Consider the following 26,564-nt stretch of genomic DNA (forward strand, 5'->3'; position numbering starts at 1 on the left):
GCCCGGAACCGGAGAGGCTGGATGGAGTCCCAGAACCACTACTACGGTCACAGTCGTGCCTTCGCGCACTACCTCGGCGAGGACAGGCCGCGGCACATCGCCGGACTCGTCCAGCACGGCTGGACCGCGCTGTCGCCGGTGACCACGCACTTCCGGGACTTCCCGTGGCTCGCGAGCCCGACGTACCGCGGACCCAACCGGCTCCTCGTGTGGAGCCACCGGTCGCGCGCGTGGGACCCGGCCTCGAGCGCGCCCACGACGGCGGTCGGCGCGCCCTTCGCGTACGAGGCGGTGAGCCGCGGCCTCGAGAACGGTCCGCGGGGTGAGGGCGCCGTGATCCTCCCGGTCCACGGGATCGAGACGCAGGCCATCTCCGGCGACCACCACGCAGCAGCACGGCGGTGGTTCGATTCCGAGGGGCCGTCCACCGTCTCCATCTACTGGAGCGACGCGCGCGACGAGCGGCTCGTCGACGCCTACCGCGAGGCGGGCCACCGGTGCGTGACGCTCGGCGCCCGCACCGACCCCGACTTTCTCGCGCGGCTCGTCGGCCTGATCGCGAGCAGCGCCCGCGTCGTGTCGAACCGCCTCTCGACGCCCGTGGTGTACGCGGCGTGGCTCGGGCGCTCGGTCGGCGTGTACGGCGACCCGATGCTGCTCGACTCGGAGGACCAGAGCGCTCTCGAGCGCCTCGAGCGGAAGTGGCCCGAGCTCTACGGGTACGAGACCGACGACGACGCAGCGCGCGCCGTCGCGACCGACGAGCTCGGGGCGGGAGACCTCCTCGCGCCGGACGCGCTGCGTCGCGCGCTCGGCTGGGAGCGCCGCCGCGTCGCGCCGTTCGCGCGACACTGGACCACGTCTCCGGTCGAGCGGGCCCTGGTCAACGTACGCCGACGGAGCGCTCCCGCGCCCGCGGCACCGAAGCCCGTCGGCGGAGAGCAGAAGCCGGCCCCGGTCTCGTCCGGGATCGACCTCGCGTGGCTGCGCGCCGCCACGTCCTACCTGCCCCGGCCCCTCGGCGGCGCAAGGGCGTCGTCGTCGCAGCCCATCGAGCTCGACGGGTCCGCCCCCGCGGCCTGACTACCGTCGGAGGGCGGTGCGCAGCGGTGCGAGGAGGACCGCTGCGGCGAGCAGCGCGACCGCCGCGCGGAGCACGGTCCACCACCCGGTCGTCGTCGGCAGCAGGATCGCCGCCGCGGCGCACGCGAGCACGACGACGAGCGTGACCGGAGCGAGCGGCGGTCGCCACGGGCGGTCCACGAGGACGGCCTGCGCGACGGTCGTGAACAGCGCGAGCAGCACGTACATCACGGCGTACGACGCCCCGATCGCCACGAGCCCCCACACCGGCGCGGCGAGCACCGCCGCGACGATGCCGAGCCCGACGGCGGCCGGCGTGGAGACCGACAGCACGCCTGTCCGGCCGCGCACGAGGATGAGGTGGCTGCTCGCGAGGTAGTAGACGGAGGCGACCGCGGAGAACGACGCGAGGACCACGGCGGGCACCATCGCCTCGTGGTCGTACGTCGGCGGCGACGCGATCTGGACGAGCAGGGGCGCCGCGAGGCAGACCGCGGCGACGAGGGCGCCGACGACGCGGAGGATCACGCGCGTGGTGCTCGTGAGGCGCGCGTGGCGCGTCGCGGGCGGCTCCTTGTAGATGAGCGGGGCCCAGGCGTTGTTCAGCGCACCCGTGAGCACCGTCGCCCCCGCACCGAGCGTGAGGACGATGTTGGCCGTGCCGCCCGCGTCGAGCAGGCGGTCCGCGACGACGACCAGACCGGCGATCGCGACGTAGATGGCGATCTGGTGCGGCACCGTCGGGGCTCCGAGACGTAGTGCGCGCCGCAGGCCGGCCCAGCTCGTGTCGCGGGGGCCCGACCGCAGCGTCACCCACACGCCGGCCAGCGCCGAGAGCACGTAGCCCGCGGCGAGCGCGGCGAGGTACGCCGTGCCCGTGCGCTGTCCCAGGAGGACGATCACGAGGCCCACGGCCGGGCCCACGAGCGTCCCCCCGGCGGCGAGGAGCACGAAGGGCACCGGGCGCTCCGCGCCGCGCAGGTAGGCCTGGATCACGATCACGATGCCGCCACCGAGCGACGCGACGACCGCGAGGGCGAGCGCGGCGTCCCAGGGCCTGCCCAGCAGGGCCGGACCCCACACGGGGCCGAGCGCGAGCGCGAGCCCCGCGATGAGGACGCTGATGAGCGAGGACTGGACGACGAGTCCCCGGGCACCGCGGGCACCCGCCTCACCGAGGATGTACTCGCGGGTGATCGCGGCCCCCATCCCGAGGGCGACGAGGATGACGCCCACCTGCACGACGACCGTCCCGAGCGCGACGACGTCGTACTCGCGCTGCGAGAGCAGACGCGTGATGAGGGGGATGACGACCAGCGAGGCGAGGGCCGGGGCGGCGCTCCCGGCGGTGTAGATCGCCGCGCGCGACGCGACTCGGCGAGGGCTGTCGCCCGTCGGCCCGGCCGCGGGCTCGACGCCCGTGCCGTCGTGCCCCGTGGTCACCGCGCGGTGGCGAGTGCGTGCCGCGTGGCGTGGACGACACGCTCGACGTCGGCGTCCGTCAGGCCCGGGAACATCGGGAGCGAGATCTCGCGCCGGTAGTAGTCCTCGGCGACAGGGCACTGGCCGCGCCGGTAGCCGAGGTCCTCGAACACCGGGTGCCAGTAGGCGGGGATGTAGTTGACCTGGACCCCGACGCCCTGGGCACGCAGCGACTCGAAGATCGCCCGGCGACGGTCGGCGGGAACGCGCAGCGGGTACAGGTGCCACGCGGGCGCGGCGCCCTCCGGTCGGACCGGGAGTTCCACCTCGTCGAGGTCGCGGAACGCCTCGTCGTACGCGGCCTTGACCTCGGCGCGGCGTGCGACGAACGCGTCGAGGCGCGCGAGCTGGCTCGTGCCCACCGCGGCGAGCACGTCGGGCAGCCGGTAGTTGAGGCCGAACGCGTGCACCTCCTGGTGCCACGGACCTTCGTCGGGGTATCGCTGGGCCGCGCGGTCGCGCACCAGACCGTGGTTCTTGAAGGACCGCGCCCGTGCGGCGAGCCCGTCGTCCGCCGTCACGACGGCACCGCCCTCGGCCGTCGTGAGGTTCTTCGTCGGGAAGAACGAGTACGTCGTGAGGTCGGCGAGGGAGCCCACCGGGCGGCCGTCGAGCGTCGATCCGATCGAGTGGGCCGCATCCTCGAGGAACAGCAGGCCCTTGCGGTCGGCGAGATCGCGGAACGCGGCCGCGTCCACCGGCACGCCCGCGTAGTCGACGCCCGTGACGACGCGCGTGCGCTCCGTCACCGCGGCCTCGGCCGCGCGGGGATCGAGGTTGCCCGTCCCGGGGTCGACGTCCGCGAAGACGACCGTCGCGCCCTGCAGCGCCGCGGCGGCCGCCGTCGCGACGAAGGTCAGCGGCGTCGTCACGACCTCGTCACCCGGGCCGACCTCCGTGGCCGCGTACGCGACGTGCAGCGCGGCGGTGCCCGAGGTCACGGAGACCGCGTGCGGGACGCCGGCGCGGGCTGCGACGGCGGCCTCGAACCGCTCGACCTCGGGCCCGGTGGTCAGCCACTCGCTGCGCAGCGCGGCGACCGCGGCCTCGACGTCGGTCTCGTCGATCGACTGCCGGCCGTAGGGCAGCATCGGATCCGCGCTCACGACAGCTCGAGGAGCTCGCGGATGTCCTCCACGGAGAGCCACTGGTCGTTCGTGTCGGACTGGTAGGCGAACCCGTCGGCCACCGGCTCGCCGTCGGCCGGCGTCTCGTAGCCCCAGCCGCCCACGTACGGCATGACGACGTAGCGGTCGCCCAGACGCACGGTCCGTCGCGAGTCGTCCGGAGCGATCATCTCCTCGTGGAGCTTCTCGCCGGGCCGGATCCCGACCTCGTGCTGCGCGGCGCCCGGCGCGATCGCCTCCGCGAGGTCGACGACCTTCATGCTCGGGATGCGAGGGACGTAGAGCTCGCCGCCCTCCATCATCTCGAAGGAGTCGAGCACGAACTTGACGGCCTGGGGCAGCGTGATCCAGAAGCGGGTCATGCGCTTGTCCGTGATCGGCAGCGACTCGCCCGCCTCGGCGAGCGCCTTGAACTTCGGCACGACGCTCCCGCGGGAGCCCATGACGTTGCCGTAGCGGACCACGCAGAAGCGAGTCTCGTAAGCGGCCGCGTAGTTGTTGGCGCTGACGAACAGGCGGTCCGCGCAGAGCTTGGTCGCACCGTAGAGGTTGATCGGGCTGGAGGCCTTGTCGGTCGACAGCGCGACGACCTTCTTCACGCCGGCGTCGATCGCGGCTTCGACCACGTTCTGGGAGCCGGTGACGTTGGTCGCGATGTACTCGAACGGGTTGTACTCCGCGGTGTCGACCTGCTTGAGGGCCGCCGCGTGGACCACGTAGTCGACACCGTGCATCGCCCGCTCGAGGCGGCGGCGGTCGCGCACGTCGCCGATGAACCAGCGCAGGCGCGGGTCGTCGCCGAACTGCGCCCGGACCTCGAACTGCTTGAGCTCGTCGCGGCTGAAAACGACGATGCGGCGCGGATCGTGATTGTCGAGCACCTCGCGCAGGAACGCCTTGCCGAACGAGCCGGTGCCGCCCGTCACGAGGATCGATGCGCCAGTGAGCATGGACATACGGAACTCTTCCCGTCAGTCGGAGGATTCTCGCCGGACCGGCTTCGCCGCGGCCGAACGCATGGAGCATTATGGCACGGTGCATGAGACCCCTCTGAAGGTAGTCGCCGTGATCCAGGCCCGGACGGGGTCGTCCCGTCTGCCCGGCAAGGTCCTGCGGCCGCTCGCTGGTCGGCCCGTCCTCGCATGGATGATCCGGGCGGCCTCGGCCGCCCGAGGCGTCGACGAGGTGGTCGTCGCCACCTCCACGGCGCCCGGGGACGACGCCGTCGCCGAGCTCGCCGGATCGTCGGGCGTCCGGGTGGTCCGCGGGAGCGAGGACGACGTGCTCTCGCGCTTCGTCCTGGCGCTCGAGGAGACGGGGGCCGACGCGATCGTCCGACTGACCGCCGACTGCCCGCTCGCCGACCCCGTGCTCGTCTCCCAGGTCGTCGCGCTGTGGCGGGCCGACCCGACGCTCGACTACGTGGCGACCACGCTCCAGCGCACGCTGCCGCGCGGTCTCGACGTCGAGCTGGCGTCCCGCGACGCCCTGCGAGCCGCGGACGCCGAGGCGCGCGACCACCACCGGGTCCACGTGACGTCCTACCTCTATGCCGCGGACCGCGAGTTCCGGCGGTTGGGGATCGTGGTGGCGCCGGCCGCGAACGACCTGCGGGTGACGCTCGACACTCCTGAGGACGCGGCAGCGATCGAGGCGGTCGTCGACCGGCTCGGCGACGCGCCGCCGCGGTGGCAGGAGGTCGTCGACCTCCTGCGTGCGAACCCGGACGTCGTGGCGACGAACGCGTCGGTCCAGCAGAAGGCGCTGACGGACGGATGAGCCACGCGCTGCTGCGGTGCGACGCCACGCCCGAGGGCGGCGTCGGGCACCTGGTCCGTGCTCTCGCCGTGGCGCGCGCGGCCCGGCGCGCCGGGTGGAGCGTCTCGCTCGCGGGCGAGGTGAGCTCGCCGCTGGGGCACGACCTCGTGCGAGAGGCCGGTGTGGAGCACGTCGACGTCCCCGCCGAGGGCCTGGCGGTCCTCGCCGCCGAGCAGGGGGCGGTCCTCGTCCACGTGGACGACTACGCGGTCGGACCGGACGCGCGCGTCGATCTCGGCCGGGCCGGCGCCCTGCTGTCGTCGATGGAGGACGGGACCTTCGGTCGTCGACCGGCGGACGTCGTCGTGGACTCGACGCTCGGCGCGGAGGACACGGCACGTCCCGACGACGGTTCCGGTCGCGTCCTGCGCGGGATCGGCTTCGCGCCGATGCGCGACGCGGTGCTGCGCGCGCGCGGACGGCGGGCGGCCCGGGCTCCCCGCGACCCGGCCGAGCCGCTGCGCTGCCTGGTCGTGGCGGGCGGCACGGACGCGGTCGGCGCGGCCGCGGTCCTCGCCGGGGTCGCGCGAGCGACGCGGGGTGTCGGTGAGCTCGTCGTGGTCGCGCCCCGCGGTCGCTGGGCCGACGTGCGGGCAGCGGCGGGTGGCGACGTCGACCTCCGTGAGCCGTTCCCCGGAGTCCTGGACCTCGCCGGAGACATGGACCTGGTCCTGAGCGCAGCGGGCACGACGGCGTGGGAGCTCGCGTGCGTCGGCGTCCCCACCGTCCTCGTCGCGGTCGTGGACAACCAGGTCCCGGGCTACGAGGCGGCCGTCGCGAGGGGGTTCGCGCTGGGACTCGGCACGCTCGCCGAGCTGCGCAAGGACGTCGCGGACGGAGCGGAGCGCCTCGAGCGCATGCTCGACGACCTCCGGTGCTACGAGCGCCCCGACGGCGTCGACGGTGGTGGTGCCGCGAGGATCGTCGTCGCGTGGGACGACGCCTTCCGGTCGCGCACCGAGGGACTCTCGCCGGGCGGGCTGGTCGCCAGGCGTGCCACGGGCGACGACGCGCTGGTGCTCCTGCGCTGGCGCAACGACCCCTCGGTGCGGGCGGTGTCCCGTTCCTCGGAACCCGTCCCGTGGCGCTCCCACCGGACGTGGCTGGCCCAGGTGCTCGACGATCCGGGGCGTCGGCTCTACGTCGTCGAGCACGCCGACGTCCGGGTGGGGACCGTGCGGTTCGACCGGCGGGACGAGGGGGAGTGGGAGGTCTCCATCACCCTGTCCCCGGAAGCCCGAGGGCATGGGTTGGCGGGAGCAGTGCTAGCGGTGGCGGAGGACGCGTTCGCCGCCGAGGAGCCCGCCGCGACGCTCGTCGCCGCGATCCTGCCCGACAACGCGCCGTCGCAGCGCCTGTTCGTGCGGGCCGGCTACGCGCACGTCCCGGACCGCAGGGACGGTGACTTCGACGTGCTCGTCAAGGACCGGAGACGCTGAGAGCGGGCGTCGTCCGGCTGGACGGCGCCCGCTCTCGGCGGTGGCTGACGGGTCTGCTCAGACGAGGTCCCACGTGAGCGGCGTCCCGCGCACGACGTCCGTGCTGAACGTCCGGCCCAGGACCGTGTCGAGGTGCACCGGCTCGAGGCCGCCCGCGGGGCGGATGGACCGGACGTTCGCCGAGGTGACCTCGTCGCCGGCACGGACGTCCTCGACCACGAAGAGGGAGCGGCGCAGACGGCGGCTCTCCGCCTCGCCGGCCGTCGGGCCCACGTGGACGGAGCCGAGGGCGAGCCAGGCACGCTCCGTCTCCGCGGCGAGCGCCGCGAGCTCGTGAGGCTCGAGCGAGAAGTCGGAGTCCACGCCGCCGTCGGCCCGGGAGAGCGTGACGTGCTTCTCGATGACGGCTGCGCCGAGCGCGACCGACGCGACAGCCACCCCGATCCCCATCGTGTGGTCGGACAGGCCCGCGACGACGTCGAACGTGTCGCGCAGGACGGGGATCGTGCGCAGGTTCGACTCGGCGGGCGAGGCCGGGTAGGACGACGTGCAACCCAGCACGACGATCTGGTCGTTGCCCTCGCCGCGGATCGTGCGCACGGCGAGGTCGACGTCGGAGATGTTCGCGGCGCCGGTCGACAGGACGACGGGCTTGCCCGTGCGCGCGACACGGCGCAGGAGCGGGATGTCGCCGATCTCGAGCGACGCGATCTTGTACAGGGGTGCGTCCAGCTCCTCGAGAAGGTCGACCGCCGTGTCGTCGAACGGGCTGGAGAACGGCACGAGGCCGTGCTCGCGCGCGCGCTCGAAGATCGGCGCGTGCCACTCCCACGGGGTGTGCGCCTCCTCGTACAGCTGGTAGAGGTTCTTCCCGCCCCACAGCTCGTGACCCTCGCTCACGCGGAACGACGGGCCGTCCGCGTCGATCGTGATGGTGTCGGCGCGGTACGTCTGCAGCTTGACGGACTGGGCGCCGCTCTCGGCGATCATGTCGACGATGGCGAGGGCGCGCCCGAGGTCGCCGTTGTGGTTTCCCGACATCTCGGCGACGACGAACGGACGGTGCTCCTCCCCGATCTGGTGCTGGGCGACGGTGAGGCTCCGCGAAGGCGTGGTGGGCATGGGGCAGACTCTATCCGAGCGCCCGGGCCGTTCCGAGGGCTCTACCGCCAGCGTGCGCTCGCACGGCACGACCCTCGAGGTGTTCACACCGCGACCTCCGACGGACGCACCCCGTCCACCGGACGGCCACAGTCGGTTGGTACGCTGCGCGAGTTTGCCCGGAGCGAGCGGCTCGAGGGACCCCACCCGGACGGGTACACGTCCGGACGACTGCAGGAGGCGTTGTGCTCGAGTGGCTCCCGACGGCCTGGATCGGGCTCCTGGCGGTGCTGTTGCTGTGGCTCCCGGGACTCGCGGTCGGCTACGCGGGTGGTCTGAGGGGGCTCTTCGCCTGGGGCTCTGCTCCGCTCGTGTCGTCCGCGCTGATCGGAGCGTCGGCGATCGTGGCGGGAGCCGTCGGGTTCTCCTGGTCCGTCCTCGTCGTGCTCGGGGCGACGGTCCTCGCCGTCGGGGTGGCGTGGGGCGTCCGCGCGGTCGCGGGAGGCTGGCGGTCCCCTCGCGTCGACCGGGGCCGTGCGGTCTGGCGCCAGGTGCTGGTCACGGTCGTCGTGAGCCTGGTGGTGGCGGGCGCACTGCAGGCTCGCCGGCTCATGGCCGCGATCGGGGGGCCCGACCACTTCTCGCAGACGTTCGACGCCCCGTACCACCTCAACTCGGTCCGGCTCATCCTCGAGTCCGGCGACGCGTCGTCGCTCCACATGACGCTGACCGCCCCGGACGCCACCACGTCCTTCTACCCGGCGTTGTGGCACGACGTCGTCTCTCTCCTGGTCCAGCTGTCCGGCGGGACCGACATCGTGGCGCCCGCGAACTGGACCACGCTCGTCATCGCAAGCCTCGTCTGGCCGGCGTCGATGCTCGTTCTCGCGCGCGGGCTCTTCGGCCCGCGGCCGGTCATGCTCGGGCTGACCGTCGCGGTCTCGTTCGCGATGACCCAGTTCCCGAACCAGCTCACGGGGTTCGGTGTCCTCTACCCCAACCTCCTGGCGTACGCGGTGCTGCCGGCGCTCCTCGGCCTCGCCTGGCTCACGCTGTGGCGTGCGCGCGGGCGTGCGCGCCTGGCGCCGCTCGCGTTCGTGGGGGTCGGTGCGGTCGCCGTGGCGCTTGCTCAGCCCAACGGTCTCTTCACCCTGGGTTACGTCGCCGTCCCGCTCCTGGCGCACTACGTCGCGCACGTGAGCGTGCGTGCCTGGCGGCTGCGCCGCAGCGTCGTCGGTGCGGTGGTGCCGGGCGTCGTGCTCGTCGTGCTCTGCGTGGTGGCGTACTGGGCGGCGGGCCAGGTCTCGCTCGTCGAGGAGTTCCGGACCCAGGTCTCCTGGCCCGCGCGCATGTCGACGGGCGAGGCCGTCAACGACGCTGTGACGCTCGCGGCCATGCATCCCACAGGCGCGAGCAACATGCTCGTCGCCGGGCTCGTCCTCGTCGGTGTCCTCGTCTCCGCGTTCGTCGCGCGCTGGCGGTGGCTGCCGATCGCCTACGCGCTGCTCGCGTGGCTGTTCGTCGTCGCGGCGAGCGCCTCCGGCGAGACGCGGGCGCTGCTGACGGGCTACTGGTACGGCGACGTGCAGCGCCTTGCCTCGCAGCTCCCGCTGCTCGCCGTGCCGCTGGCCACGATCGGGCTCACCGTCGTCGTCGCAGGCGTCGCGAGCCTGGTGCAGGGTTCGGCGGGCGCCGGCAAGGTCGCTCGAGCCGTCTTCTCGGTACCCGTGCTGGCGGTGCTCGCCGCTCTGGTGCTCGTGGTGGTCCTGCCGCGCACGACGCTCTTCAAGAACTCGTACGACTATGTCGCTCACCGCTACGAGCTCTCGCCGGAGTCGACGACGGGCACGCTCGTCGACGAGTCGGAGATGCGGATCCTCGACGAGGTCGACCGGATCGTCCCCGAGGACGCTGTCGTCGCCGGACAGCCCTGGGACGGGAGCGTGCTCGTGTGGGCGCTCACGGACCGGGAGACGCTCTACCCGCACCTTCGCATGCCGCTCGAGGGCGACCGGGCCGTCGTGGCCGACCGGCTCAACCAGGCCGGCGAGGACCCGGAGGTCTGCGAGGCCGTCACGCGGCTCGGGCTCGAGTACGTCCTCGACCTGGGCGGCGAGAACTTCTGGGGCGACGACGGCGCGCGGTTCGCCGGGTTGGACGGCCTCGTCGCGGCGGGGGTCGCCGAGGAGGTCGCACGCGTGGAGGACTCGCGGCTCCTGCGGATCACGGCATGCGCGGGCGCCGAGGGCTGACGACCGGGCACCGTGACCGGGATACGCTGTGCGGCGTTGAGACCGAGAGCTAGGAGTGTGTGTGGACGCGGATCTTGTCGTCGTGGGATCGGGCTTCTTCGGCCTGACCGTCGCTGAGCGGATCGCCGAGGAGTACGGCCGGAAGGTCCTCGTGATCGACCGTCGGCCGCACATCGGCGGCAACGCGTTCAGCGAGGCCGAGAAGACGACGGGGATCGAGGTGCACCGCTACGGGGCGCACCTCTTCCACACGTCGAACGAGCGCGTGTGGGAGTACGTCAACCGGTTCACGGCGTTCACGAGCTACGTCCACCGCGTGTACACCACGCACCGGGGCGAGGTGTTCCCGATGCCGATCAACCTCGGGACGATCAACCAGTTCTTCCGGTCCGCGCACGGACCCGACGCCGCGCGCGAGCTCGTCAAGGAGCTCTCCGCCGAGCTCGGGGGCAAGAAGCCGGAGAACCTCGACGAGCAGGGCGTCTCGCTCATCGGGCGCCCGTTGTACGAGGCGTTCATCCGCGAGTACACAGCCAAGCAGTGGCAGACCGACCCGCGTGAGCTGCCGGCGTCGATCATCTCCCGCCTGCCCGTGCGCTACACGTACGACAACCGGTACTTCAACGACGCGCACGAGGGTCTGCCCGTCGACGGGTACACCGCGTGGCTCGAGCGGATGGCGGACCACCCGAACATCGAGGTCCGCCTCGGGGTCGACTTCTTCGACGAGTCGCAGCCGGTGAGCAAGGGCAACGTCGTGGGGAACGTCCCGGTCGTGTACACGGGGCCGGTCGACCGCTACTTCGACTACGCCGAGGGCGACCTGTCGTGGCGCACGCTCGACTTCGAGGAGGAGGTGCTCCCGGTCGGCGACTTCCAGGGGACCTCCGTGATGAACTACGCCGACGCGGACGTGCCCTACACCCGCATCCACGAGTTCCGGCACTTCCACCCGGAGCGGGACTACCCGACGGACAAGACCGTCATCATGCGCGAGTTCTCGCGGTTCGCCGAGCGCGCCGACGAGCCGTACTACCCCGTGAACACGGCGGCCGACCGTGAGCGACTCCTCAAGTACCGCGACCTCGCCGCGGCGGAGCGGGACGTGCTCTTCGGTGGGCGCCTGGGCACGTACAAGTACCTCGACATGCACATGGCGATCGGTGCCGCGCTCTCGATGGTGGACAACAAGCTCGCCCCGCACTTCGGTCGGGGCACCGCGATCGAGAGCGGCGGCGTCGACGCCTGACCTCCCACGTCGCCCGCGCGACGTCTGCGTCCGGTGGCGCGCACCCGCAGGGGTGCGCGCCACCGGCGTCAGGAGACCGTGATCCGCTCGGTGGCGACCAGCCGCGCCAGCGCGGCCTCGTCCACGGCCAGCGCCTGAGCGCGGCCGGGGGAGAGCTGTACGACGGACCCGTCGTCGGCCAGGACGGCGAGCACCGTGCGGAGCGCCTCCTCGAGGGAGGTTCCGCCTCGTGCCAGGACGCGGGCGCCCGTGGACGCGCCCTCCGGGGACGGAGAGCCCGGGACCAGGTCCGCGTGCGAGACGACGGTCCCGGCGGCGCTCTCGAGCGCGGCCGCCCCGCGGTCCGGCTCCGGAGCCCAGCCGACCTGGTCCCCGTACGTCATCACGGCGGACGCGGCGTCGACGGCGCCGGCCGGGAGGTCGCCGTCGAAGCGACGTGCCAGGGCGGGGAGGGCGACGGCCACGAGCTCGGCGCGGGTGCCGGTCCAGCGGTCGGGTCGGGTCGTCACGACGACGTCCGGTCGCGTGCCGTCCGTACCCGTCGTACCGTCGTCCTCAGCGGGCGCGAGCACGACCGTGGTTCCGACGCGCCATGCGGCGAGCGCCCAGACGACGGTGCGCCAATGCACGGGAAGGTCGAGAACGACGCGCGTGCCGGGGCCGGCGTCGAATTCTTCGACGAGAAGGTTGGTCGTCTTGTTGACCCAGTTCTCGAGCACGGCGCCGGAGAGCTCGACGCGTTCGCCGTCGTCGCCGTACCACGTGAGCCGCGGCCGGCCCGGGTCTCGGGTGACGAGACGTAGCAGGTCAGAGACGTGCGCCGGGCGCTCGGCGCGAGGTCCGGAGGGATGGGGAGCGGTCACCATGGACACCACCCTAGAGTGCTGGTATCCGCTCCCGACATGTCGGAATTTCACCCCTCGCCTCCTCCTCGCTATCACATTTCGGCTTGACGCCTGAGGACGACACGCGTGTAATTTCTTCAATGCAGTTTCCGGCGGGGTTCTCGCCACGAGGCCCGGCGAACGGCATGAAGGGGCGCACGATGTGGAACATGCTGGACGGGACGGGAGGGGTCTTCCCCTCCGACGCTGAACGAGAGGTGGAGCGCGTGGCACCGGTGCTGCCGCTCTTCGGTGAGCCGGTCGACGACTCGCTCATGGGGTGGCAGGAGCGGGCGCTCTGCGCCCAGACGGACCCGGAGGCCTTCTTCCCGGAGAAGGGCGGGTCCACGCGCGAGGCCAAGAAGGTCTGCACGGGCTGCGAGGTCCGCGCGGAGTGCCTGGAGTACGCGCTCGAGAACGACGAGCGGTTCGGCATCTGGGGCGGTCTCTCGGAGCGCGAGCGCCGCAAGCTCAAGCGCCGCGTCGTCTGACGACGAGCGCACCGCGGGCGGTTCCTCGTACGGGTCGCCGAGCCGCACCGTGACGGGGTCACGACACCCCGCCACACCGGGGCGCGCAAATGCCGCGCCCGGAGCCGTGTCCGTCGCATGATCGACGGGACATGACTTCCTCCGACCTCACCACGTCCGCGCGCAGCGCCCGCCCCGGCGATCTCACGCCGGGGGCGGCCGCGCGTGCTGCTGCCGTGCCGGGCGTCGTCGCGGCACCCGAGATCGTCGCCGCCGTCACCGGGGCGCTGCCCGTCGTCACGACCGTCACGGCCGTGGTCGTCACGCGCGGGAGCACGCCGTTCCTCGCGCACACGATGGCCGCGCTGCGGGCCCAGACGACGAGCCCGCACGGGGTCGTCGTCGTCGACGCCGCGACCGGCGACGCGACGCGCGAGCACCAGGGCCTCCAGTTGGGGGATGCGCGGTTCGTCGCGGCCCCGCGGGCCCGGTCGTTCGGGGACGCGGTCGACACCGCGCTCGCGCACGTCGAGCCGGGCACGTGGCTCTGGTTGCTCCACGACGACTCGGCGCCCGCGCCGGACGCGCTCGCCGAGCTCCTGCGCGCGGTCGAGCACTCGACCGCGGTCGCAGTGGCGGGGCCCAAGCAGGAGCGGTGGACGGTGGGCACGGGGAGCGGTCCCGCCGCGCCGTTCGAGCCGGGCACGGCGAGCCGCCTCGTCGAGGTCGGCGTCACGACGACGCCGCTGGGCCGGCGCATGACGGGGATCGACGACGACGAGATCGACCAGGGTCAGCACGACGCGCGCGACGACGTGCTCGCCGTCGGGCTCGCGGGCGCGCTCGTGCGCCGCACGGTGTGGCAGGAGCTCGGTGGGACCGACCCCGAGTACGGGCCGTTCGGCGACGGACTCGACCTGTGCCGCCGGGCACGGCTCGCCGGGCATCGCGTGATCGTCGTGCCGTCGGCGGTGGTGCGGCACGCGCAGGCGTCGCTCCTCGGGCTGCGGGACCGGCGGCGCGGCGCGACCACGCTCCCCGCGCCCGACCCCGACTCCTCGTCCGCCGCCCGGCGCCGGTCGCAGCTCCACGCGCGGCTCGTGGGTGTGGCGGCGCCCTGGCTGCCGTTCGTCGCTCTGGCGATGGTGCTGGGCGCGCCGTTCCACGCCGCGTACCGGCTGCTCGTCAAGCAGCCCGGCCACGCGCGGGACGAGCTGCTCGCCCCGCTGTGGGCGCTCGTGCGGGTCGGGCCCGTGTGGCGCGCGCGGCGCGCCGCCCGGCGCACCCGAAGACTCCCGCGTCGTGCCCTGCGCCCCTTGCGGGGCACGTGGCGCGAGGTCCTCGCCGAGCGCCGCGACCGTCGTCTGGCCCGGGCGGAGCAGCGGCGCACCGCGTGGGCCCCGACCGACATCGAGCGACGGGAGCTGCGCGCCCTCGCCCTGCGGCGACGAGCGGGGCTCGCGGCGACGGTCGTGGTCCTCGGGGCCTACACCGCCGTCGTGTTCGGCCCGCTCGCGGGGGCGCTGCTCGCCGGCGGGCGCCTCGTCGGCGGCTCGCTGCTCCCCGCGACGGGGACGCTCGGCGACGTCTGGCGCGCCGCCACGACCGGGTGGGTCACGACCGGCCTCGGCGCGCCGGCGCCGGCCGACCCCTACGTCACGGCGCTCGTCCCCGCCTCCCTGCTCGCGGGGGGCGCGACGCAGACCGCCGTGAACCTGCTGGTGCCGGCGTGCTTCGTCGCGGCGGGGCTGGGCGCCTGGTTCGCCGCAGGCGCCCTCGTCCGCTCGGTCCCGGCGCGTGCCTGGGCCACGCTCGTGTGGGTGGCCGCGCCGGCGCTGCTCACCGCCGTCGGTGCGGGCCGGGTGGGCGCGGTGCTCGTGCACGCCACCCTGCCGTGGCTCGCGCTCGCGATCGTCCGCGCCCTCGGGCTCCAGCGCGTCGACGCGGTCGCGCCGGCCACGCCCGACGCCGCGCGTCCTGCCCCACGGCGCGAGCCGGGGTCGCTCGCCGCGGCCGCGACCGCCGGCCTGCTCTTCGCCGTCGTCGTCGCCGGCTCGCCCGTGCTCCTCCCGGTCGGCGTGCTCGTGCTCGTGGTGGCCGCGGTCGGGGTCCCCGCGCACCGCCGCTACCTCGCGCTCGTGCCCGTCCCCGCCGTCGTGCTCTTCGCGCCGTTCCTCGTGCACGTGGTGAGGACCGCGGGGGACGGCGGGTGGCGCCTCCTTCTCGCCGACCCCGGCGCGCCCGTCGCTGCCACGGCCGCGTCGCCGTGGCAGCAGCTCTTCGGCCTGCCGGTGACGCCGGACGCATGGTTCGGCCTCGACGGCTCGGGCGCCGTCGACCTGCTCGCGCGGTGGGCGCCGTTCGCGGCCGGCGCGGTGGTCGTGGCGCTCGCCGCCGTGGCCGTGCTCCGCGGCCGTCGCCTCGCCGTCGGCGCGTGGTTCGTCGCGGCGATCGGCCTCGCGACAGCCGTCCTCGCCGGCTCGACGGTCGTCGCGGCCGGGACGACGCCGGACGCTCCGGTGACCGGCTGGCCCGGGGCGGGCATCTCGCTCGCGCTGCTCGCGCTCCTCGGTGCCGCTCTCGTCGGGGCGCCGCGGCTGCCCGACGGCGGCGCCCCGCCCTGGCGGTCGGGCGCCGTCGTCGCGCTCGGTCTCGTCGTGACGCTGCTCCCGCTGGGCGCCGCGGCGTCGTGGACGGCGGGCGTGCTCGACCGGGACGACGCACGGGTCGGCGCGGTCCGCGCGACGACCCAGCCCGTCGTCCCGCCGGTCGGTCGACAGATGCAGTCCTCCCCGCGCCAGGCCCGGGTCCTCAGCCTCGAGCTCGCTCCGGGCGGGGTCGTCGAGTACGCGGCCCTGCGCTCGGACGGGCCGCAGGCCGTCGACTCCTCGGTCGTCGTGGAGGCGTGGCGGGCCGCGGACCCCGGCGCGACCGAGGGCGAGCTGCCCCGGCTCGTCGCCGACCTCGTCTCCGGGACGTCCGCCGACGTGGCCGACGGCCTCGGGCGCCTCGGCGTGGGCGCGGTGCTCCTGCCGGCGTCGGCCGAGCAGGACCAGGCGCGCGCGGAGCTCGTGGCACGGCTCGACACGGTGCCCGGGCTCGAGCGCATGACGGAGGGCCAGGCGGGACTGGTGTGGCGCGTGGCGCCCGAGGGGGTCGACCCCGCCTACGCGCGGGTCGAGTCGTCCGCGGGGACGCAGCCGCTCGACGCCGACCGTGAGGCGCTCCGACCGGTCGACACGGCCGTGCCGGCGGGGTCCGAGGACCGTGTCGTCGTGCTCGCGGAGGACGCCTCCTCCGGGTGGCGGGCGACGCTCGACGGCCGCCCCCTGGAGGTCGTCGACCCGTCGACCACCGGCGGGCTCCAGGCGTTCGCCCTCGGTGCCGCCGACGGGCACCTCGAGGTGTACCACGCGGCGGACCACCGGTCGGGCTGGATGACGGTGGCAGGGGTGACCCTGCTCGTGTACGTGCTGCTCGCGGTGCCGGTACGGCGTCGGCGGGCGGGGACGAGGTAGCGCGGTGACGACGCAGGACGAGACGGGTCAGGGCCAGGCGGCCCCCGACGAGGCGGGCGCCGGGACGTCCCGCGGCAGACGGCGCGGGGTGGTGCGGCGCGTCACGACGACGGGCGCCGGCCTGGTCGGGATGCTGGCGGCCGGTGCCGTGGCCGCGTTCGGGAGCACGGGCGCGACGCTCGTCCCCGCGGCGCCGGCCCCGGTCGACGCGGTCGAGCACGTCGCGGTCGAGCCGGGCCCGGAGGTCACGGTCTGCCCGGGCCCCGCGCGGCTCACCGACCCGGAGACGGTCGGCGACGCGCAGTTCGGCCCGGCGCCGGTGGGCACCGAGAGCAGTCTGCGCGCCGTCGTGGAGGGCGACGGGTCGGCCGAGCTCGGCGCGTTCGACGGCACGGCCGCGCGCGCCGACGCCCGGACGCTCGAGCGCGCCCCCGACGCGGACGCGACGGTGAGCACCGTCGAGGACCCCGCCGCGGGGACCGTCCTGACCGTCCGCCCGGGCGAGGGCGCCGGGCCGCGGGTCGCGGCGTCGGTCGGGTCGGTGACGACCGCCGGCGACCTGCGCGGCCTCGCCGCGGCGAGCTGCGCACGGCCGGGCATCAGCCAGTGGCTCGTGGGCGGGAGCACCCAGATCGGCAGCAGCACGCAGCTCGTGCTCCAGAACCCCGGCCTCACGCCGGCGGTCGTGCAGGTCGACGTCTGGGGCCAGGGTGGCGCGGCGGTGCTCTCCGGGGGCGGGCAGCAGCTCGTGGGCCCGGGCGAGGAGGTCGTGACGCTCGTCGAGGCCGCCGCCCCCGAGCAGCGGCGCCTCGTCGTGCACGTCTCGGCGACGGGCGGGCTCGTCTCCGCGTACCTCCAGCACTCCACGCTCGACGGGCTGGTCCCGCTCGGCGTCGACTACGTCGTGCCGGGCGCGGAGCCGGCGCACGATCTGGCCCTCTCCGGCGTCGCGAGCGTCGGCGAGGCGGTCGAGGACCCGCACGCCCCGCAGCTGCGCCTCCTCGCCCCGGGCGACGCGGCCGGGACCGCGCGCGTGACCGTCTTCGGCGCGGACGGGCCCGTGCCACTGCGCGGCGTGGAGGACGTCGCCCTCACGCCCGGGGTCGTCACCGACGTCTCGCTCGGCGGTCTCCCCGCCGGGTCGTACGCCGTGGCCGTGCACGCGGACGTCCCCGTCGTCGCGGGGGCGTCGGTCGACCGGCGCGGCGAGGCGGACCCCGACCTGCTGCACGAGGAGCGTCAGTACGACCGGGCGTGGATCGCGGCCCGTGCGCTGGCGCCCGCCACGAGCGCCCCCGCGGGCGGGGACGCGCCCGTCGACGAGGACGGCGCGCGGGCCGGTCAGGTCGCGCTCGTCCCCGGGACGTCGTCGGCGCTCACGCTCGCGGCGGTCCCGACGACGGAGGCGGCCGAGGACGGCGACGACGCGGCCGGACGCCTCGAGCTGCGCGTCCGCGCCTACGACGAGGACGGCGCCGAGGCCGGGACGACGACCGTGACGCTCGCCTCCGGCACGGCCCAGACGCTCGACCCGTCCACGCTGCGGGCCGAGGGCTCGGAGGCGGTGGTCGCGGCCGTGACCGTCGACGTCGTCGGTCCGCGCGGGGACCTGGACCCGGTCTGGTCGGTCACGGCGAGCGCGGGTCCCCCGAGCGGTGACGACGGCGACGAGACGCCGAGCCTGCTGTCGGTCCTGCTGCCCGTCGTCGACGCGCCCGCACCCGGCGAGGTCGCGGTCCGCGCGTCGGACACCGCGGGGCTCGGGGACTAGGGACCTGCGCCGGCTCAGCGGTCGCCGGTGTACCGGGGGTCGATCTCCTCCGGGGTCCGCGCGAGCAGGTGCGCGACCTGCTCGACGAGCACGTCGCGGACGAGGTCCTCCAGGTCCTCGGCGTCGAACGCGCGCGCCTCGACCGGGCGCCGGTAGACGACGACGCGTGCGGGCTGTCCCGACTCCGCGGGGAAGCACCGGCCGAGCGGCACGCCGCCGTCCTCCCAGGGTGCCGGGTCGGAGGGCGGGACGTCCTCCACCGCGAACTCCGTCCCGCGCAGCTGCTTGGCCCATGAGCGCTCGACCCGCTCGACGACGTCGACGACGACGTCGTCGAACTTCTCCGCCCGGGTGCGGCTCGCAGGTGCGGTGGGGGGCAGGAGCGGCCCGCGGATCCCGCGACCACGGCGGTCGCGGCGTCGCGGCACCGGCCCGTGGCCGCCCGGGCCCGGTGCACGGGGCGGGATGACGAGCTCGTCGAACGAGACCGGGGGCGGGGCGGCGGCGCCACGCCGCGACCAGCGGTCGCGGGCTCGGCGCCCTGTGCCGGCGGGCTCTGGCCGCGAGCCGGGAGAGGGAGTGTTGCCACGCACACGACGACTGTAGCCCGCCGACGCCCGGCGCAGCGCGCCCACCTGCGGCGCCACGGGGTCCGGACGGCGTGTGCCGACCCCACGACACGCCCGGAGGGCGTAAGGTCAGCGCGTGAGATCCGTCAGGCAGTGCTCGCGCACGGCGTGCGTCCGTGCCGCCGTCGCGACCCTCACCTACGTCTACGCCGACTCCACGGCGGTCCTGGGCCCGCTCGCGCACCTCGCCGAGCCGCACAGCTACGACCTGTGCGCCGAGCACGCGGAGCGCCTCACCGCGCCGCGCGGCTGGGAGGTCGTGCGCCTCTCGCCGCAGTTCGTCGAGACCGGCCCGAGCGACGACGACCTGTCGGCGCTCGCGGACGCGGTGCGCGAGGCGGGCAAGGTCCGGACGGAGCCCGAGCCGCCGGACGTCACCGAGGTCGGACGACGCGGCCACCTGCGCGTGCTGCGCGCCGAGGGCGACTGACCCGTCAGGCCCTGAGCGTGCGCACGAACGCGTCGACCTCGTCGGCGCGGGGGAGCGCACCGGCCTCGAGCGCGGCTCGGAGCGACGGGGCCGCGGCGTCCTTCGCGGAGAACGACGGGACGAGCGCGCGCCCGTGCGGCCCGGTCGTCGGCCAGTCGATCGCCAGGTCCGGGTCGGTCGGGTCCACGCCGTGCTCACGCTCGGGCGCGTAGCCGCTCGAGCAGAGGTAGACGACGGTCGACCCGTCCTCGAGCGCCATGAACGCGTGCCCCACGCCCTCCGGGAGGAAGACGGCGCGGCGCTCGTGCGCGTCGAGGGTCACCGCGTCCCAGCGTCCGAACGCCGGGGAACCGACCCGCAGGTCCACGACGACGTCGAGCACGGACCCCGCGACGCACGTCACGTACTTCGCCTGACCGGGCGGGACGTCGGCGTAGTGCACGCCGCGGACGACTCCGGCGGCCGACACGGAGGCGTTCGCCTGCGCCAGGGCGAGGTCGCGTCCGGTCGCCTCGCGCAGGGCCGAGGCCGTGAACCACTCGAGGAAGACCCCGCGCTCGTCGGCGTGTTGGCGCGGCGTGAGCTCCCACGCGCCGGGGACGGTCAGCTCACGGGCGTTCATGCTGCTCCTCGGTAGGGTGCGTGCGGAGGTGGTCGCGGTGCGATGGACGGTCACGGGTGCCGGAGGGATGCTCGGCACGGACCTCGTCGCCCTGCTGCGCTCGCGCGGCGAGGACGTGCGAGCGCTCGACCGTGCGGGGCTGGACGTCACCGATGCCGCGGCGGTCGACGCCGCGGTGCGGGGGGCGGACGTGGTCGTCAACGCCGCCGCGTACACCGCGGTCGACGCGGCGGAGGACGACGAGGCACGAGCGTTCGCCGTGAACGCGGTGGGGGCGCAGCACGTGGCCCGGGCCGCGGCCCGGCACGGGGCCCGGCTCGTCCACGTCTCGACCGACTACGTGTTCGACGGCGGGGCGAGCGGCACGGACGCGAGGCCCTACGCCGAGGACGCCGCGCTCGCGCCGCGCTCCGCGTACGGGCGCTCCAAGGCGTCCGGGGAGTGGGCGGTGCGGTCCGCGCACCCCGGCGCCCTGGTCGTCCGCACCGCGTGGCTCTACGGCGCGCACGGCGCGTGCTTCCCCCGCACGATCGCGCGCCTCGTGCGCGAACACGGATCGGTCGACGTCGTCGACGACCAGGTCGGTCAGCCGACGTGGACCGTGGACCTCGCCGACCTCGTGGTGCGTCTCGTCGGCGCGGGAGCGCCCGGCGGCGCCTACCACGGGACGGCCCAGGGCCAGGCGTCGTGGTGGGAGGTCGCCCGGGAGGTGGTCGTGACCGCGGGGCTCGACCCGGGGAGCGTCCGGCCGACGTCGAGCGCGGCCTTCGCCCGGCCTGCGCCTCGTCCCGCGTGGTCCGTCCTGGGCCACGACGCGCTGCGCCGCCTCGGGGTGGAGCCGGTCGGGGACTGGCGCGCGCGGTGGCGTGCCGCCGCCCCGCGCGTCCTCGCCGGGCTCGAGGACGCCGGCGCTCACGTGTCGAGCAGCGACAGCAGGTAGGTGCCGTAGCGCGACGGCGCGAGCGCGGTCGCCCGCTCGCGCAGCTCCTCGTCCGAGAGGAACCCGCGTCGCCACGCGACCTCCTCCGGCGCTCCGATCTTCAGCCCCTGCCGGTTCTCGATCGTGCGGACGAAGTCGCTCGCGTCGAGCAGCGAGTCGACCGTCCCGGTGTCGAGCCAGGCCGTCCCGCGCGGCAGGACCTCGACCTGGAGCCGTCCCTCGCGCAGGTAGTGCAGGTTGACGTCGGTGATCTCGTACTCGCCGCGGGCCGACGGCCGGAGCGAGCGCGCGACGTCGACCACGTCCGCCGAGTAGAAGTAGAGGCCGGGGACCGCGTAGCTGCTCCGAGGCCGGGCCGGCTTCTCCTCGATGCTCAGCGCGCGCCCGGACCCGTCGAACTCGACCACGCCGTACGCCGTCGGGTCGGCGACGCGGTAGGCGAACACGGCGCCGCCGTCGATCCCCGCGAAGCGCTGGAGCCGGTCCCCGAGACCCGGCCCGTAGAAGATGTTGTCGCCGAGGACGAGCGCCGCCGAGTCGCCGTCGAGGAAGTCGGCCCCGAGCACGAAGGCCTGGGCGAGGCCGTTCGGCTCGGCCTGCACGGCGTAGGAGATCGAGACGCCGAGCTGCGACCCGTCCCCCAGCAGCCGGTGGAACGCCGCCGCGTCGTGCGGGGTCGTGATGACCAGCACGTCGCGGATGCCGGCGAGCAGGAGCGTCGACAGCGGGTAGTAGACCATCGGCTTGTCGTAGACGGGCAGCAGCTGCTTGCTCACCCCGAGCGTGATCGGGTGCAGGCGCGTGCCCGCGCCACCTGCCAGGACGATCCCCTTCATCCCGGCAGGCTCTCACGAGCAGGAGGGGCGGGGGAGGGTGAAATGCCGTGCGACGCGCCGGTGCGCGCGGACCTCCGTCGCTAGACTCGCGGGCGGCAGGGGAACGGGTCGAGGAGGTCGTCGGTGCGGGTGCTCGTGACCGGCGGGGCCGGCTTCATCGGGGCGAACTTCGTGCGACGCACGGTCGAGACGCGGCCCGACGTCGACGTCGTCGTGCTCGACGCCCTCACCTACGCGGGCGACGAGCGGTCGCTGGACCCCGTGCGCGACAGGGTGGCGCTGGAGGTCGGGGACGTGGCCGACGCCGCCGTCGTGGACCGGCTCGTCGGGTCCACGGACCTCGTGGTGCACTTCGCCGCCGAGTCGCACAACGACAACTCGCTCGCCGACCCGGCACCGTTCGTCCGGACCAACGTCCTCGGGACGTTCACCCTCCTCGAGGCCGTGCGTCGTCACGGGGTCCGGCTGCACCACGTCTCGACCGACGAGGTCTACGGGGACCTCGAGCTCGACGACCCGGCCCGCTTCACCGAGTCCACGCCGTACGACCCGTCCTCGCCCTACTCGTCGACCAAGGCGTCGAGCGACCTGCTCGTGCGGGCGTGGGTGCGCTCGTTCGGCGTGCGCGCGACGATCTCCAACTGCTCCAACAACTACGGCCCGTACCAGCACGTGGAGAAGTTCATCCCGCGGCAGATCACCAACCTCCTCGACGGTGGTCGGCCCAAGGTGTACGGCGCGGGCCAGAACGTCCGGGACTGGATCCACGTGGACGACCACAACGACGCCGTGTGGGCGATCGTCGAGCGAGGTGTCGTCGGCGAGACGTACCTCGTCGGGGCGGACGGCGAGCGGTCCAACCTCGACGTCGTGGGTGACCTGCTCGAGATCTTCGGGCGTGACCGCGCCGACTACGACCTCGTCGCCGACCGAGCCGGGCACGACCTGCGCTACGCGATCGACGCCACGCGGCTGCGCACCGAGCTCGGCTGGGCGCCGCGCTACACGTCGTTCGCCGAGGGGATCGCCCGCACGGTCGACTGGTACCGCGACAACGAGGCGTGGTGGCGCCCCGCGAAGGCGCGCACCGAGGCGCGGTACGCGGCCGGTGGGCAGTAGCGGGCGCGCCGCCGACCGGCGGCGACGGACGCGGGCGCCGATAGGCTGGGGCGCGTGACGACCGACCTCTCCCACCTCATCAAGGCGTACGACGTCCGCGGCACCGTCCCGGACCAGCTGAACCCCCAGGTGGCGAAGGCCATCGGTGCCGCGTTCGCCCGGACCGTGGTCCTGCCCGAGGCGAGCGGCGGTGCCGACGACGCGCCGGGCCGGGCGCGCGTCGTCGTCGGGCACGACATGCGCGACTCCGGGCCCGAGCTCGTGGACGCGTTCGCCGCCGGACTCACGGAGGCCGGGGTCGACGTCGTGCGGATCGGCCTGTGCTCCACGGACGGGCTCTACCACGCGTCCGGCGCGCTGGGCGTACCGGGCGCCATGTTCACGGCGAGCCACAACCCGGCCGTCTACAACGGGATCAAGCTGTGCCGCGCGGGGGCGCGCCCGGTGGGTCAGGACTCGGGGCTCGCGGAGGTCCGCCGGCTCGCGGAGGGGTATCTCGACGACGGCCTCCCGGCCGCCGCGGACGAGCCGGGATCGGTCACGGACCGCGACACGCTCGCCGACTACGCGACGTTCCTGCGCTCGCTCGTCGACCTGTCGGGGATCCGGCCGCTCAAGGTCGTGGTCGACGCCGGGAACGGGATGGGGGGCCACACCGTGCCGGCCGTCCTGGGCACCGGCGCGGGCCTGCCCGCGCTGCCGCTCGACGTCGTGCCGCTGTACTTCGAGCTCGACGGCACGTTCCCGAACCACGAGGCGAACCCGCTCGACCCGAAGAACCTGCTCGACCTCCAGGCCGCCGTCGTGGAGCACGACGCCGATCTCGGGCTCGCGTTCGACGGCGACGCGGACCGCTGCTTCGTCGTCGACGAGCACGGCGACCCGGTGTCGCCATCGGCGATCACGGCGCTCGTCGGGCTGCGCGAGGTCGCCAAGGAGGTCGAGGCGGGGCGCACGCCGACCGTGATCCACAACCTCATCACCTCGCGCGCCGTCCCCGACTTCCTCGGTGCCGCGGGCGCCCGGACCGTGCGCACGCGCGTCGGGCACTCGTTCATCAAGGCGCAGATGGCCGAGAACGACGCCGTGTTCGGCGGCGAGCACAGCGCGCACTACTACTTCCGCGACTTCTTCTTCGCGGACACGGGGATGCTCGCGGCGATGCACGTGCTCGCCGCGCTCGGGTCGCAGCCGCACCCGCTGTCGGCGCTGGGGGAGATGTACGAGCCGTACGTCGCCTCGGGGGAGATCAACTCGACCGTGGCCGACGTGCCCGCTGCCCGTGCGCGCGTCGTCGAGGCCTACGTGACGCAGCAGGGCGGTGGTCCGGTCGAGGTCGACGAGCTCGACGGGCTGACCGTCTCGCACTGGGACTCCCACCCGCAGTGGTGGTTCAACCTCCGTGCGTCGAACACCGAGCCGCTGCTGCGGCTCAACGTCGAGGCGGCCGACGAGGACATCATGGAGAAGGTGCGCGACGACGTCCTGTCGCTCGTGCGCACCCACGACGACGAGGAGCGAGCATGAGCCTGCAGATCGACCCCTGGGTGCGCGAGGCCCTGCGCTGTCCCGTGACCGGCGCCCGCCTCGTGGACGGTACCGGCCCGTCCGGAGAGCCGGAGCTGCACTCCACGGATACCGACCGCCCGCTCGCGTACCCGGTGCGCGACGGCATCCCGGTCCTGCTGGAGGACGACGCGCGCGAGCTGTGACGCGGCCGGACAGGAGGGGCGCAGTCGGTAGAGTCGGTCCGGTGCTCCGCTCGTCGGCGAGCCGGAGCGAGAGACGAAAGGACACACCGTGAGCAACGCGCCCCAGGTCGTCATCCTGGCCGCCGGGATGGGGACCCGCCTCGGGCGGCCGTTCCCCAAGCCGCTGACCGAGCTCAAGGACGGGCGCACGATCCTCGCCCAGCAGCTGGGCAACGTCCGCGGCGCCTTCGGCCGCGACGTCCAGGTGCTCGTCGTCGTCGGGTTCAAGCTCGAGCAGATCCTCGAGGCGGCACCCGACGTGACGTTCGCGTACAACGAGATCTACGACCAGACGAACACGTCCAAGAGCCTGCTCAAGGCGCTGCGCGTGACTGGCGACCGCGGGGTCCTGTGGATGAACGGCGACGTCGTCTTCGACCCGCGCGTCCTCGAGCGGCTCAAGCCGTACATCGAGTCGGGGCAGTCGTTCGTCAGCGTCAACACGGCGGCGGTCGGCGACGAGGAGGTCAAGTACACCGTCGACGCCGACGGCCGGATCGACGAGCTCTCGAAGACCGTCCAGGGGGCGCTCGGCGAGGCGGTCGGCATCAACTTCGTCGCCCCTGCCGACAAGGCCGCGCTCGTGACGCGGCTCGCCGAGGTCGGCGACCAGGACTACTTCGAGCGCGGCGTCGAGGTCGCGATCGAGAAGGACGGGCTCCACGTGGTCCCCGTCGACGTCTCCGACCTGTACGCCGTCGAGGTGGACTTTGCCGAGGACCTCGAGCGGGCGAACGAGTTCCTCTGAGAGGACCGTCCCAGGACGCGCGAAGGGCCGGTCTCCGCACGGGGGGAGACCGGCCCTTCGTCTGCTCGGCGTCAGCTCGCGCTCGGCGCCTTCGGCGACGTCCGGGGGAACTGGGGCTGCGGGTTGAAGCGGATGCCGGCGAGGAGCTGCCGGACCATCTGGACCTGGAGGCTGCGGGAGACCCCGCCCTGGCGCATCTTGCCGACCACGTTCTTCACGTAGGTGATCCACGAGAGCTTGCCCTCGTAGTGCCAGCGGTACGACGACTGGTTGCGCGCGCCGTACTTGAACTTCCAGACGTTCTGCGCGGTGATCTGGCCGTAGTTGACGCCCTTGTTGTCGCCCATGTCGTGCACGACGTAGCTGTCGAGCACCTGGATGCCGGGACGCGTGCGGCCCGACAGGCGCTTCGTGTACTCCTTGTCGTCGTACCAGATGAAGTACTCGGCCAGGGGCAGCCCGTGCTCCTCGACCGTCCACCGGGGCAGCAGGACGGAGACGAACGTGCACTCGCGGACCTTGACTGCGTTGAGTCCCTGCACCAGGTAGCGGGGCCAGTCCCAGGTGGTCACGGCCTCGTTCATCTCGCACAGCTGACCGTCGACGAACTTGACGACGGAGCAGGCGAAGGGCACGCGGTCGTGGACGTGCTCCTCGACCGCACGGTGCTCGTCGAGGAGCCGCTCGAGCGCGTCCGGCTCCGGGTAGCAGTCGTCGTCCATGATCCAGAAGAAGTCCGCCCCGAGCTCGTGGGCGCGGCGAAGGCCGGCGGCGAACCCGCCGGCGCCCCCGACGTTCTTCGGCAGCGACAGGACGTGGATGTCCTCGTCGTCCGCGATGGTGCGCAGGTAGTCGCCCGTGCCGTCCGTGGAGTCGTTGTCGACGAGCAGGATCGTCTGCGGGGGGACGCTCGACGCGCGGATCGCGGCGATGCCCTTCTTGAGCTTCTCGAGACGGTTGAACGTCACGACGACTGCTGCCACGTGGGGGGTCTGGGTCATGGGGAGTGCTCGCTGTTCCGTCGAGGTGGGGGCCGGGGCGGCGCGGGTCGGTCAGTCCACCGACCGGGGCGCGGCGAGCCGCGCCTCGACGATGTCGGTCAGCTCGGCGATGCGGACGTTGTCCCGGCGGCACTCGTCGATCTCCGCGCGCAGGTCGCGCACGTCCTCGCGCAGCTGCGCCAGCTCCTCGAGCACCTGCGCGTGGTTCGGGAGCGGCTTGCCCCGCAGGCGTGCCATGAGGGAAGGCGCCACGCGGTCGCCGACGGCGATGATCTTCTGCTTCATGTCGTCCTC

Annotated in this window: 24 protein-coding genes; 14 read left to right on the forward strand and 10 right to left on the reverse strand. The window is 74.0% G+C overall.

Features of this window, described 5'->3' with window-relative positions; genetic code table 11:
• The first annotated feature begins 21 nt into the window (after positions 1 to 21).
• Positions 22 to 1,083 (forward strand): hypothetical protein, encoded by a 1,062-nt coding sequence (locus A0J59_RS00090; RefSeq protein ID WP_064314844.1) that lies wholly within the window; start codon positions 22 to 24, stop codon positions 1,081 to 1,083.
• Here the strand turns inward: A0J59_RS00090 and A0J59_RS00095 are convergent, their stop codons facing one another.
• The 3 genes from A0J59_RS00095 to pseB are packed head-to-tail and all read right to left on the reverse strand — an operon-like array spanning position 1,084 to position 4,642.
• Complete coding sequence (locus tag A0J59_RS00095) at positions 1,084 to 2,526, reverse strand: lipopolysaccharide biosynthesis protein (RefSeq protein ID WP_064314845.1); 1,443 nt, start codon at positions 2,524 to 2,526, stop codon at positions 1,084 to 1,086.
• Positions 2,523 to 3,671, reverse strand: coding sequence for a UDP-4-amino-4,6-dideoxy-N-acetyl-beta-L-altrosamine transaminase (pseC, locus tag A0J59_RS00100; RefSeq protein WP_255364841.1), 1,149 nt, complete (start codon positions 3,669 to 3,671; stop codon positions 2,523 to 2,525). The genes A0J59_RS00095 and pseC overlap by 4 nt, the downstream gene beginning before the upstream one ends.
• Positions 3,668 to 4,642: a UDP-N-acetylglucosamine 4,6-dehydratase (inverting) gene (gene pseB, locus A0J59_RS00105; RefSeq protein ID WP_255318725.1), complete on the reverse strand. Its 975-nt coding sequence runs from the start codon at positions 4,640 to 4,642 to the stop codon at positions 3,668 to 3,670. The genes pseC and pseB overlap by 4 nt, the downstream gene beginning before the upstream one ends.
• Before the next feature lie 115 nt (positions 4,643 to 4,757).
• Between pseB and A0J59_RS00110 the strand changes: the two genes are divergently transcribed.
• Both A0J59_RS00110 and A0J59_RS00115 read left to right on the forward strand, forming a co-directional pair.
• Entirely contained in the window at positions 4,758 to 5,471 is a 714-nt protein-coding gene (locus tag A0J59_RS00110; protein WP_255364842.1) for a cytidylyltransferase domain-containing protein, read from the forward strand.
• A complete protein-coding gene (locus tag A0J59_RS00115) occupies positions 5,468 to 6,949 on the forward strand; it encodes a bifunctional UDP-2,4-diacetamido-2,4,6-trideoxy-beta-L-altropyranose hydrolase/GNAT family N-acetyltransferase (protein WP_064314847.1) in 1,482 nt (493 codons plus the stop codon). The genes A0J59_RS00110 and A0J59_RS00115 overlap by 4 nt, the downstream gene beginning before the upstream one ends.
• 57 nt (positions 6,950 to 7,006) lie before the next feature.
• Here A0J59_RS00115 and pseI read toward each other — a convergent pair whose 3' ends face one another.
• On the reverse strand, positions 7,007 to 8,071 hold the full coding sequence (gene pseI, locus A0J59_RS00120) for a pseudaminic acid synthase (protein WP_064314848.1): 1,065 nt from the start codon (positions 8,069 to 8,071) through the stop codon (positions 7,007 to 7,009).
• A 224-nt stretch (positions 8,072 to 8,295) separates the two neighbouring features.
• Here pseI and A0J59_RS00125 point away from each other — a divergent pair, with 224 nt between their 5' ends.
• Positions 8,296 to 10,302, forward strand: coding sequence for a DUF6541 family protein (locus A0J59_RS00125; RefSeq protein WP_064314849.1), 2,007 nt, complete (start codon positions 8,296 to 8,298; stop codon positions 10,300 to 10,302).
• Positions 10,303 to 10,363: 61 nt separating this feature from the next.
• Positions 10,364 to 11,551 carry a UDP-galactopyranose mutase gene (gene glf / locus A0J59_RS00130; protein WP_064314850.1) on the forward strand — a complete coding sequence of 396 codons (1,188 nt, stop codon included), beginning with the start codon at positions 10,364 to 10,366 and terminating at the stop codon, positions 11,549 to 11,551.
• Between the two features lie 68 nt (positions 11,552 to 11,619).
• On the opposite strand, the gene A0J59_RS00135 is transcribed toward glf, so the two are convergent.
• Complete coding sequence (locus tag A0J59_RS00135; protein ID WP_064314920.1) at positions 11,620 to 12,417, reverse strand: TIGR03089 family protein; 798 nt, start codon at positions 12,415 to 12,417, stop codon at positions 11,620 to 11,622.
• Between the two features lie 179 nt (positions 12,418 to 12,596).
• Here A0J59_RS00135 and A0J59_RS00140 point away from each other — a divergent pair, with 179 nt between their 5' ends.
• From A0J59_RS00140 to A0J59_RS00150, 3 genes are all read left to right on the forward strand, one after another.
• Positions 12,597 to 12,926, forward strand: a complete 330-nt coding sequence (locus A0J59_RS00140) for a WhiB family transcriptional regulator (protein ID WP_082141085.1) — start codon at positions 12,597 to 12,599, stop codon at positions 12,924 to 12,926.
• 131 nt (positions 12,927 to 13,057) lie between these two features.
• Entirely contained in the window at positions 13,058 to 16,423 is a 3,366-nt protein-coding gene (locus A0J59_RS00145) for a glycosyltransferase (RefSeq protein ID WP_082918611.1), read from the forward strand.
• Between the two features lie 4 nt (positions 16,424 to 16,427).
• Positions 16,428 to 18,194 carry a DUF5719 family protein gene (locus A0J59_RS00150; RefSeq protein WP_064314851.1) on the forward strand — a complete coding sequence of 589 codons (1,767 nt, stop codon included), beginning with the start codon at positions 16,428 to 16,430 and terminating at the stop codon, positions 18,192 to 18,194.
• Positions 18,195 to 18,208: 14 nt separating this feature from the next.
• Here the strand turns inward: A0J59_RS00150 and A0J59_RS22585 are convergent, their stop codons facing one another.
• Complete coding sequence (locus A0J59_RS22585) at positions 18,209 to 18,787, reverse strand: metallopeptidase family protein (RefSeq protein WP_082141074.1); 579 nt, start codon at positions 18,785 to 18,787, stop codon at positions 18,209 to 18,211.
• A 112-nt stretch (positions 18,788 to 18,899) separates the two neighbouring features.
• Here A0J59_RS22585 and A0J59_RS00160 point away from each other — a divergent pair, with 112 nt between their 5' ends.
• Positions 18,900 to 19,253 carry a DUF3499 domain-containing protein gene (locus A0J59_RS00160; RefSeq protein WP_047232115.1) on the forward strand — a complete coding sequence of 118 codons (354 nt, stop codon included), beginning with the start codon at positions 18,900 to 18,902 and terminating at the stop codon, positions 19,251 to 19,253.
• 4 nt (positions 19,254 to 19,257) lie between these two features.
• Here A0J59_RS00160 and A0J59_RS00165 read toward each other — a convergent pair whose 3' ends face one another.
• The gene (locus tag A0J59_RS00165) at positions 19,258 to 19,875 is read right to left on the reverse strand and encodes a dTDP-4-dehydrorhamnose 3,5-epimerase family protein (RefSeq protein WP_064314852.1); all 618 of its coding nucleotides are present in this window, start codon (positions 19,873 to 19,875) and stop codon (positions 19,258 to 19,260) included.
• A 37-nt stretch (positions 19,876 to 19,912) separates the two neighbouring features.
• Between A0J59_RS00165 and rfbD the strand changes: the two genes are divergently transcribed.
• Positions 19,913 to 20,815, forward strand: a complete 903-nt coding sequence (gene rfbD / locus A0J59_RS00170; protein ID WP_064314922.1) for a dTDP-4-dehydrorhamnose reductase — start codon at positions 19,913 to 19,915, stop codon at positions 20,813 to 20,815.
• On the opposite strand, the gene rfbA is transcribed toward rfbD, so the two are convergent.
• Complete coding sequence (gene rfbA, locus A0J59_RS00175; RefSeq protein ID WP_047232117.1) at positions 20,788 to 21,651, reverse strand: glucose-1-phosphate thymidylyltransferase RfbA; 864 nt, start codon at positions 21,649 to 21,651, stop codon at positions 20,788 to 20,790. The two genes, rfbD and rfbA, sit on opposite strands and share 28 nt — an antisense overlap.
• Positions 21,652 to 21,774: 123 nt before the next feature.
• On the opposite strand from rfbA, the gene rfbB reads away from it, so the two are divergent.
• The 4 genes from rfbB (at position 21,775) to A0J59_RS00195 (ending at position 25,269) form a co-directional block, all read left to right on the forward strand.
• Entirely contained in the window at positions 21,775 to 22,770 is a 996-nt protein-coding gene (rfbB, locus tag A0J59_RS00180) for a dTDP-glucose 4,6-dehydratase (RefSeq protein WP_053370046.1), read from the forward strand.
• A 54-nt stretch (positions 22,771 to 22,824) separates the two neighbouring features.
• Positions 22,825 to 24,297 (forward strand): phosphomannomutase/phosphoglucomutase, encoded by a 1,473-nt coding sequence (locus A0J59_RS00185; protein WP_064314853.1) that lies wholly within the window; start codon positions 22,825 to 22,827, stop codon positions 24,295 to 24,297.
• Positions 24,294 to 24,482, forward strand: coding sequence for a Trm112 family protein (locus tag A0J59_RS00190; protein WP_047232120.1), 189 nt, complete (start codon positions 24,294 to 24,296; stop codon positions 24,480 to 24,482). Before A0J59_RS00185 ends, A0J59_RS00190 begins: the two co-directional genes overlap by 4 nt.
• An 88-nt stretch (positions 24,483 to 24,570) precedes the next feature.
• A complete protein-coding gene (locus A0J59_RS00195) occupies positions 24,571 to 25,269 on the forward strand; it encodes an NTP transferase domain-containing protein (protein WP_255364845.1) in 699 nt (232 codons plus the stop codon).
• Between the two features lie 71 nt (positions 25,270 to 25,340).
• Here the strand turns inward: A0J59_RS00195 and A0J59_RS00200 are convergent, their stop codons facing one another.
• Both A0J59_RS00200 and A0J59_RS00205 read right to left on the reverse strand, forming a co-directional pair.
• Positions 25,341 to 26,270 carry a glycosyltransferase family 2 protein gene (locus A0J59_RS00200; protein ID WP_047232121.1) on the reverse strand — a complete coding sequence of 310 codons (930 nt, stop codon included), beginning with the start codon at positions 26,268 to 26,270 and terminating at the stop codon, positions 25,341 to 25,343.
• 51 nt (positions 26,271 to 26,321) lie between these two features.
• Positions 26,322 to 26,555, reverse strand: a complete 234-nt coding sequence (locus A0J59_RS00205) for a DUF6752 domain-containing protein (RefSeq protein ID WP_047232122.1) — start codon at positions 26,553 to 26,555, stop codon at positions 26,322 to 26,324.
• Between the last annotated feature and the right edge of the window lie 9 nt (positions 26,556 to 26,564).

This window comes from Cellulosimicrobium sp. I38E (assembly GCF_001647255.1).
Lineage (GTDB): Bacteria > Actinomycetota > Actinomycetes > Actinomycetales > Cellulomonadaceae > Cellulosimicrobium > Cellulosimicrobium cellulans_E.

Excerpts from the sequence above, each read along its gene's own strand:
- rfbA (WP_047232117.1), bottom strand. The coding sequence starts at position 21,651 with ATGAAGGGGATCGTCCTGGCAGGTGGCGCGGGCACGCGCCTGCACCCG.
- pseB (WP_255318725.1), bottom strand. The coding sequence starts at position 4,642 with ATGCTCACTGGCGCATCGATCCTCGTGACGGGCGGCACCGGCTCGTTC.
- A0J59_RS00115 (WP_064314847.1), top strand. The coding sequence starts at position 5,468 with ATGAGCCACGCGCTGCTGCGGTGCGACGCCACGCCCGAGGGCGGCGTC.
- A0J59_RS00135 (WP_064314920.1), bottom strand. The coding sequence starts at position 12,417 with ATGGTGACCGCTCCCCATCCCTCCGGACCTCGCGCCGAGCGCCCGGCG.
- A0J59_RS00140 (WP_082141085.1), top strand. The coding sequence starts at position 12,597 with ATGTGGAACATGCTGGACGGGACGGGAGGGGTCTTCCCCTCCGACGCT.
- A0J59_RS00200 (WP_047232121.1), bottom strand. The coding sequence starts at position 26,270 with ATGACCCAGACCCCCCACGTGGCAGCAGTCGTCGTGACGTTCAACCGT.
- A0J59_RS00205 (WP_047232122.1), bottom strand. The coding sequence starts at position 26,555 with ATGAAGCAGAAGATCATCGCCGTCGGCGACCGCGTGGCGCCTTCCCTC.
- pseI (WP_064314848.1), bottom strand. The coding sequence starts at position 8,071 with ATGCCCACCACGCCTTCGCGGAGCCTCACCGTCGCCCAGCACCAGATC.
- A0J59_RS00145 (WP_082918611.1), top strand. The coding sequence starts at position 13,058 with ATGACTTCCTCCGACCTCACCACGTCCGCGCGCAGCGCCCGCCCCGGC.
- A0J59_RS00090 (WP_064314844.1), top strand. The coding sequence starts at position 22 with ATGGAGTCCCAGAACCACTACTACGGTCACAGTCGTGCCTTCGCGCAC.
- A0J59_RS00165 (WP_064314852.1), bottom strand. The coding sequence starts at position 19,875 with ATGAACGCCCGTGAGCTGACCGTCCCCGGCGCGTGGGAGCTCACGCCG.
- A0J59_RS00190 (WP_047232120.1), top strand. The coding sequence starts at position 24,294 with ATGAGCCTGCAGATCGACCCCTGGGTGCGCGAGGCCCTGCGCTGTCCC.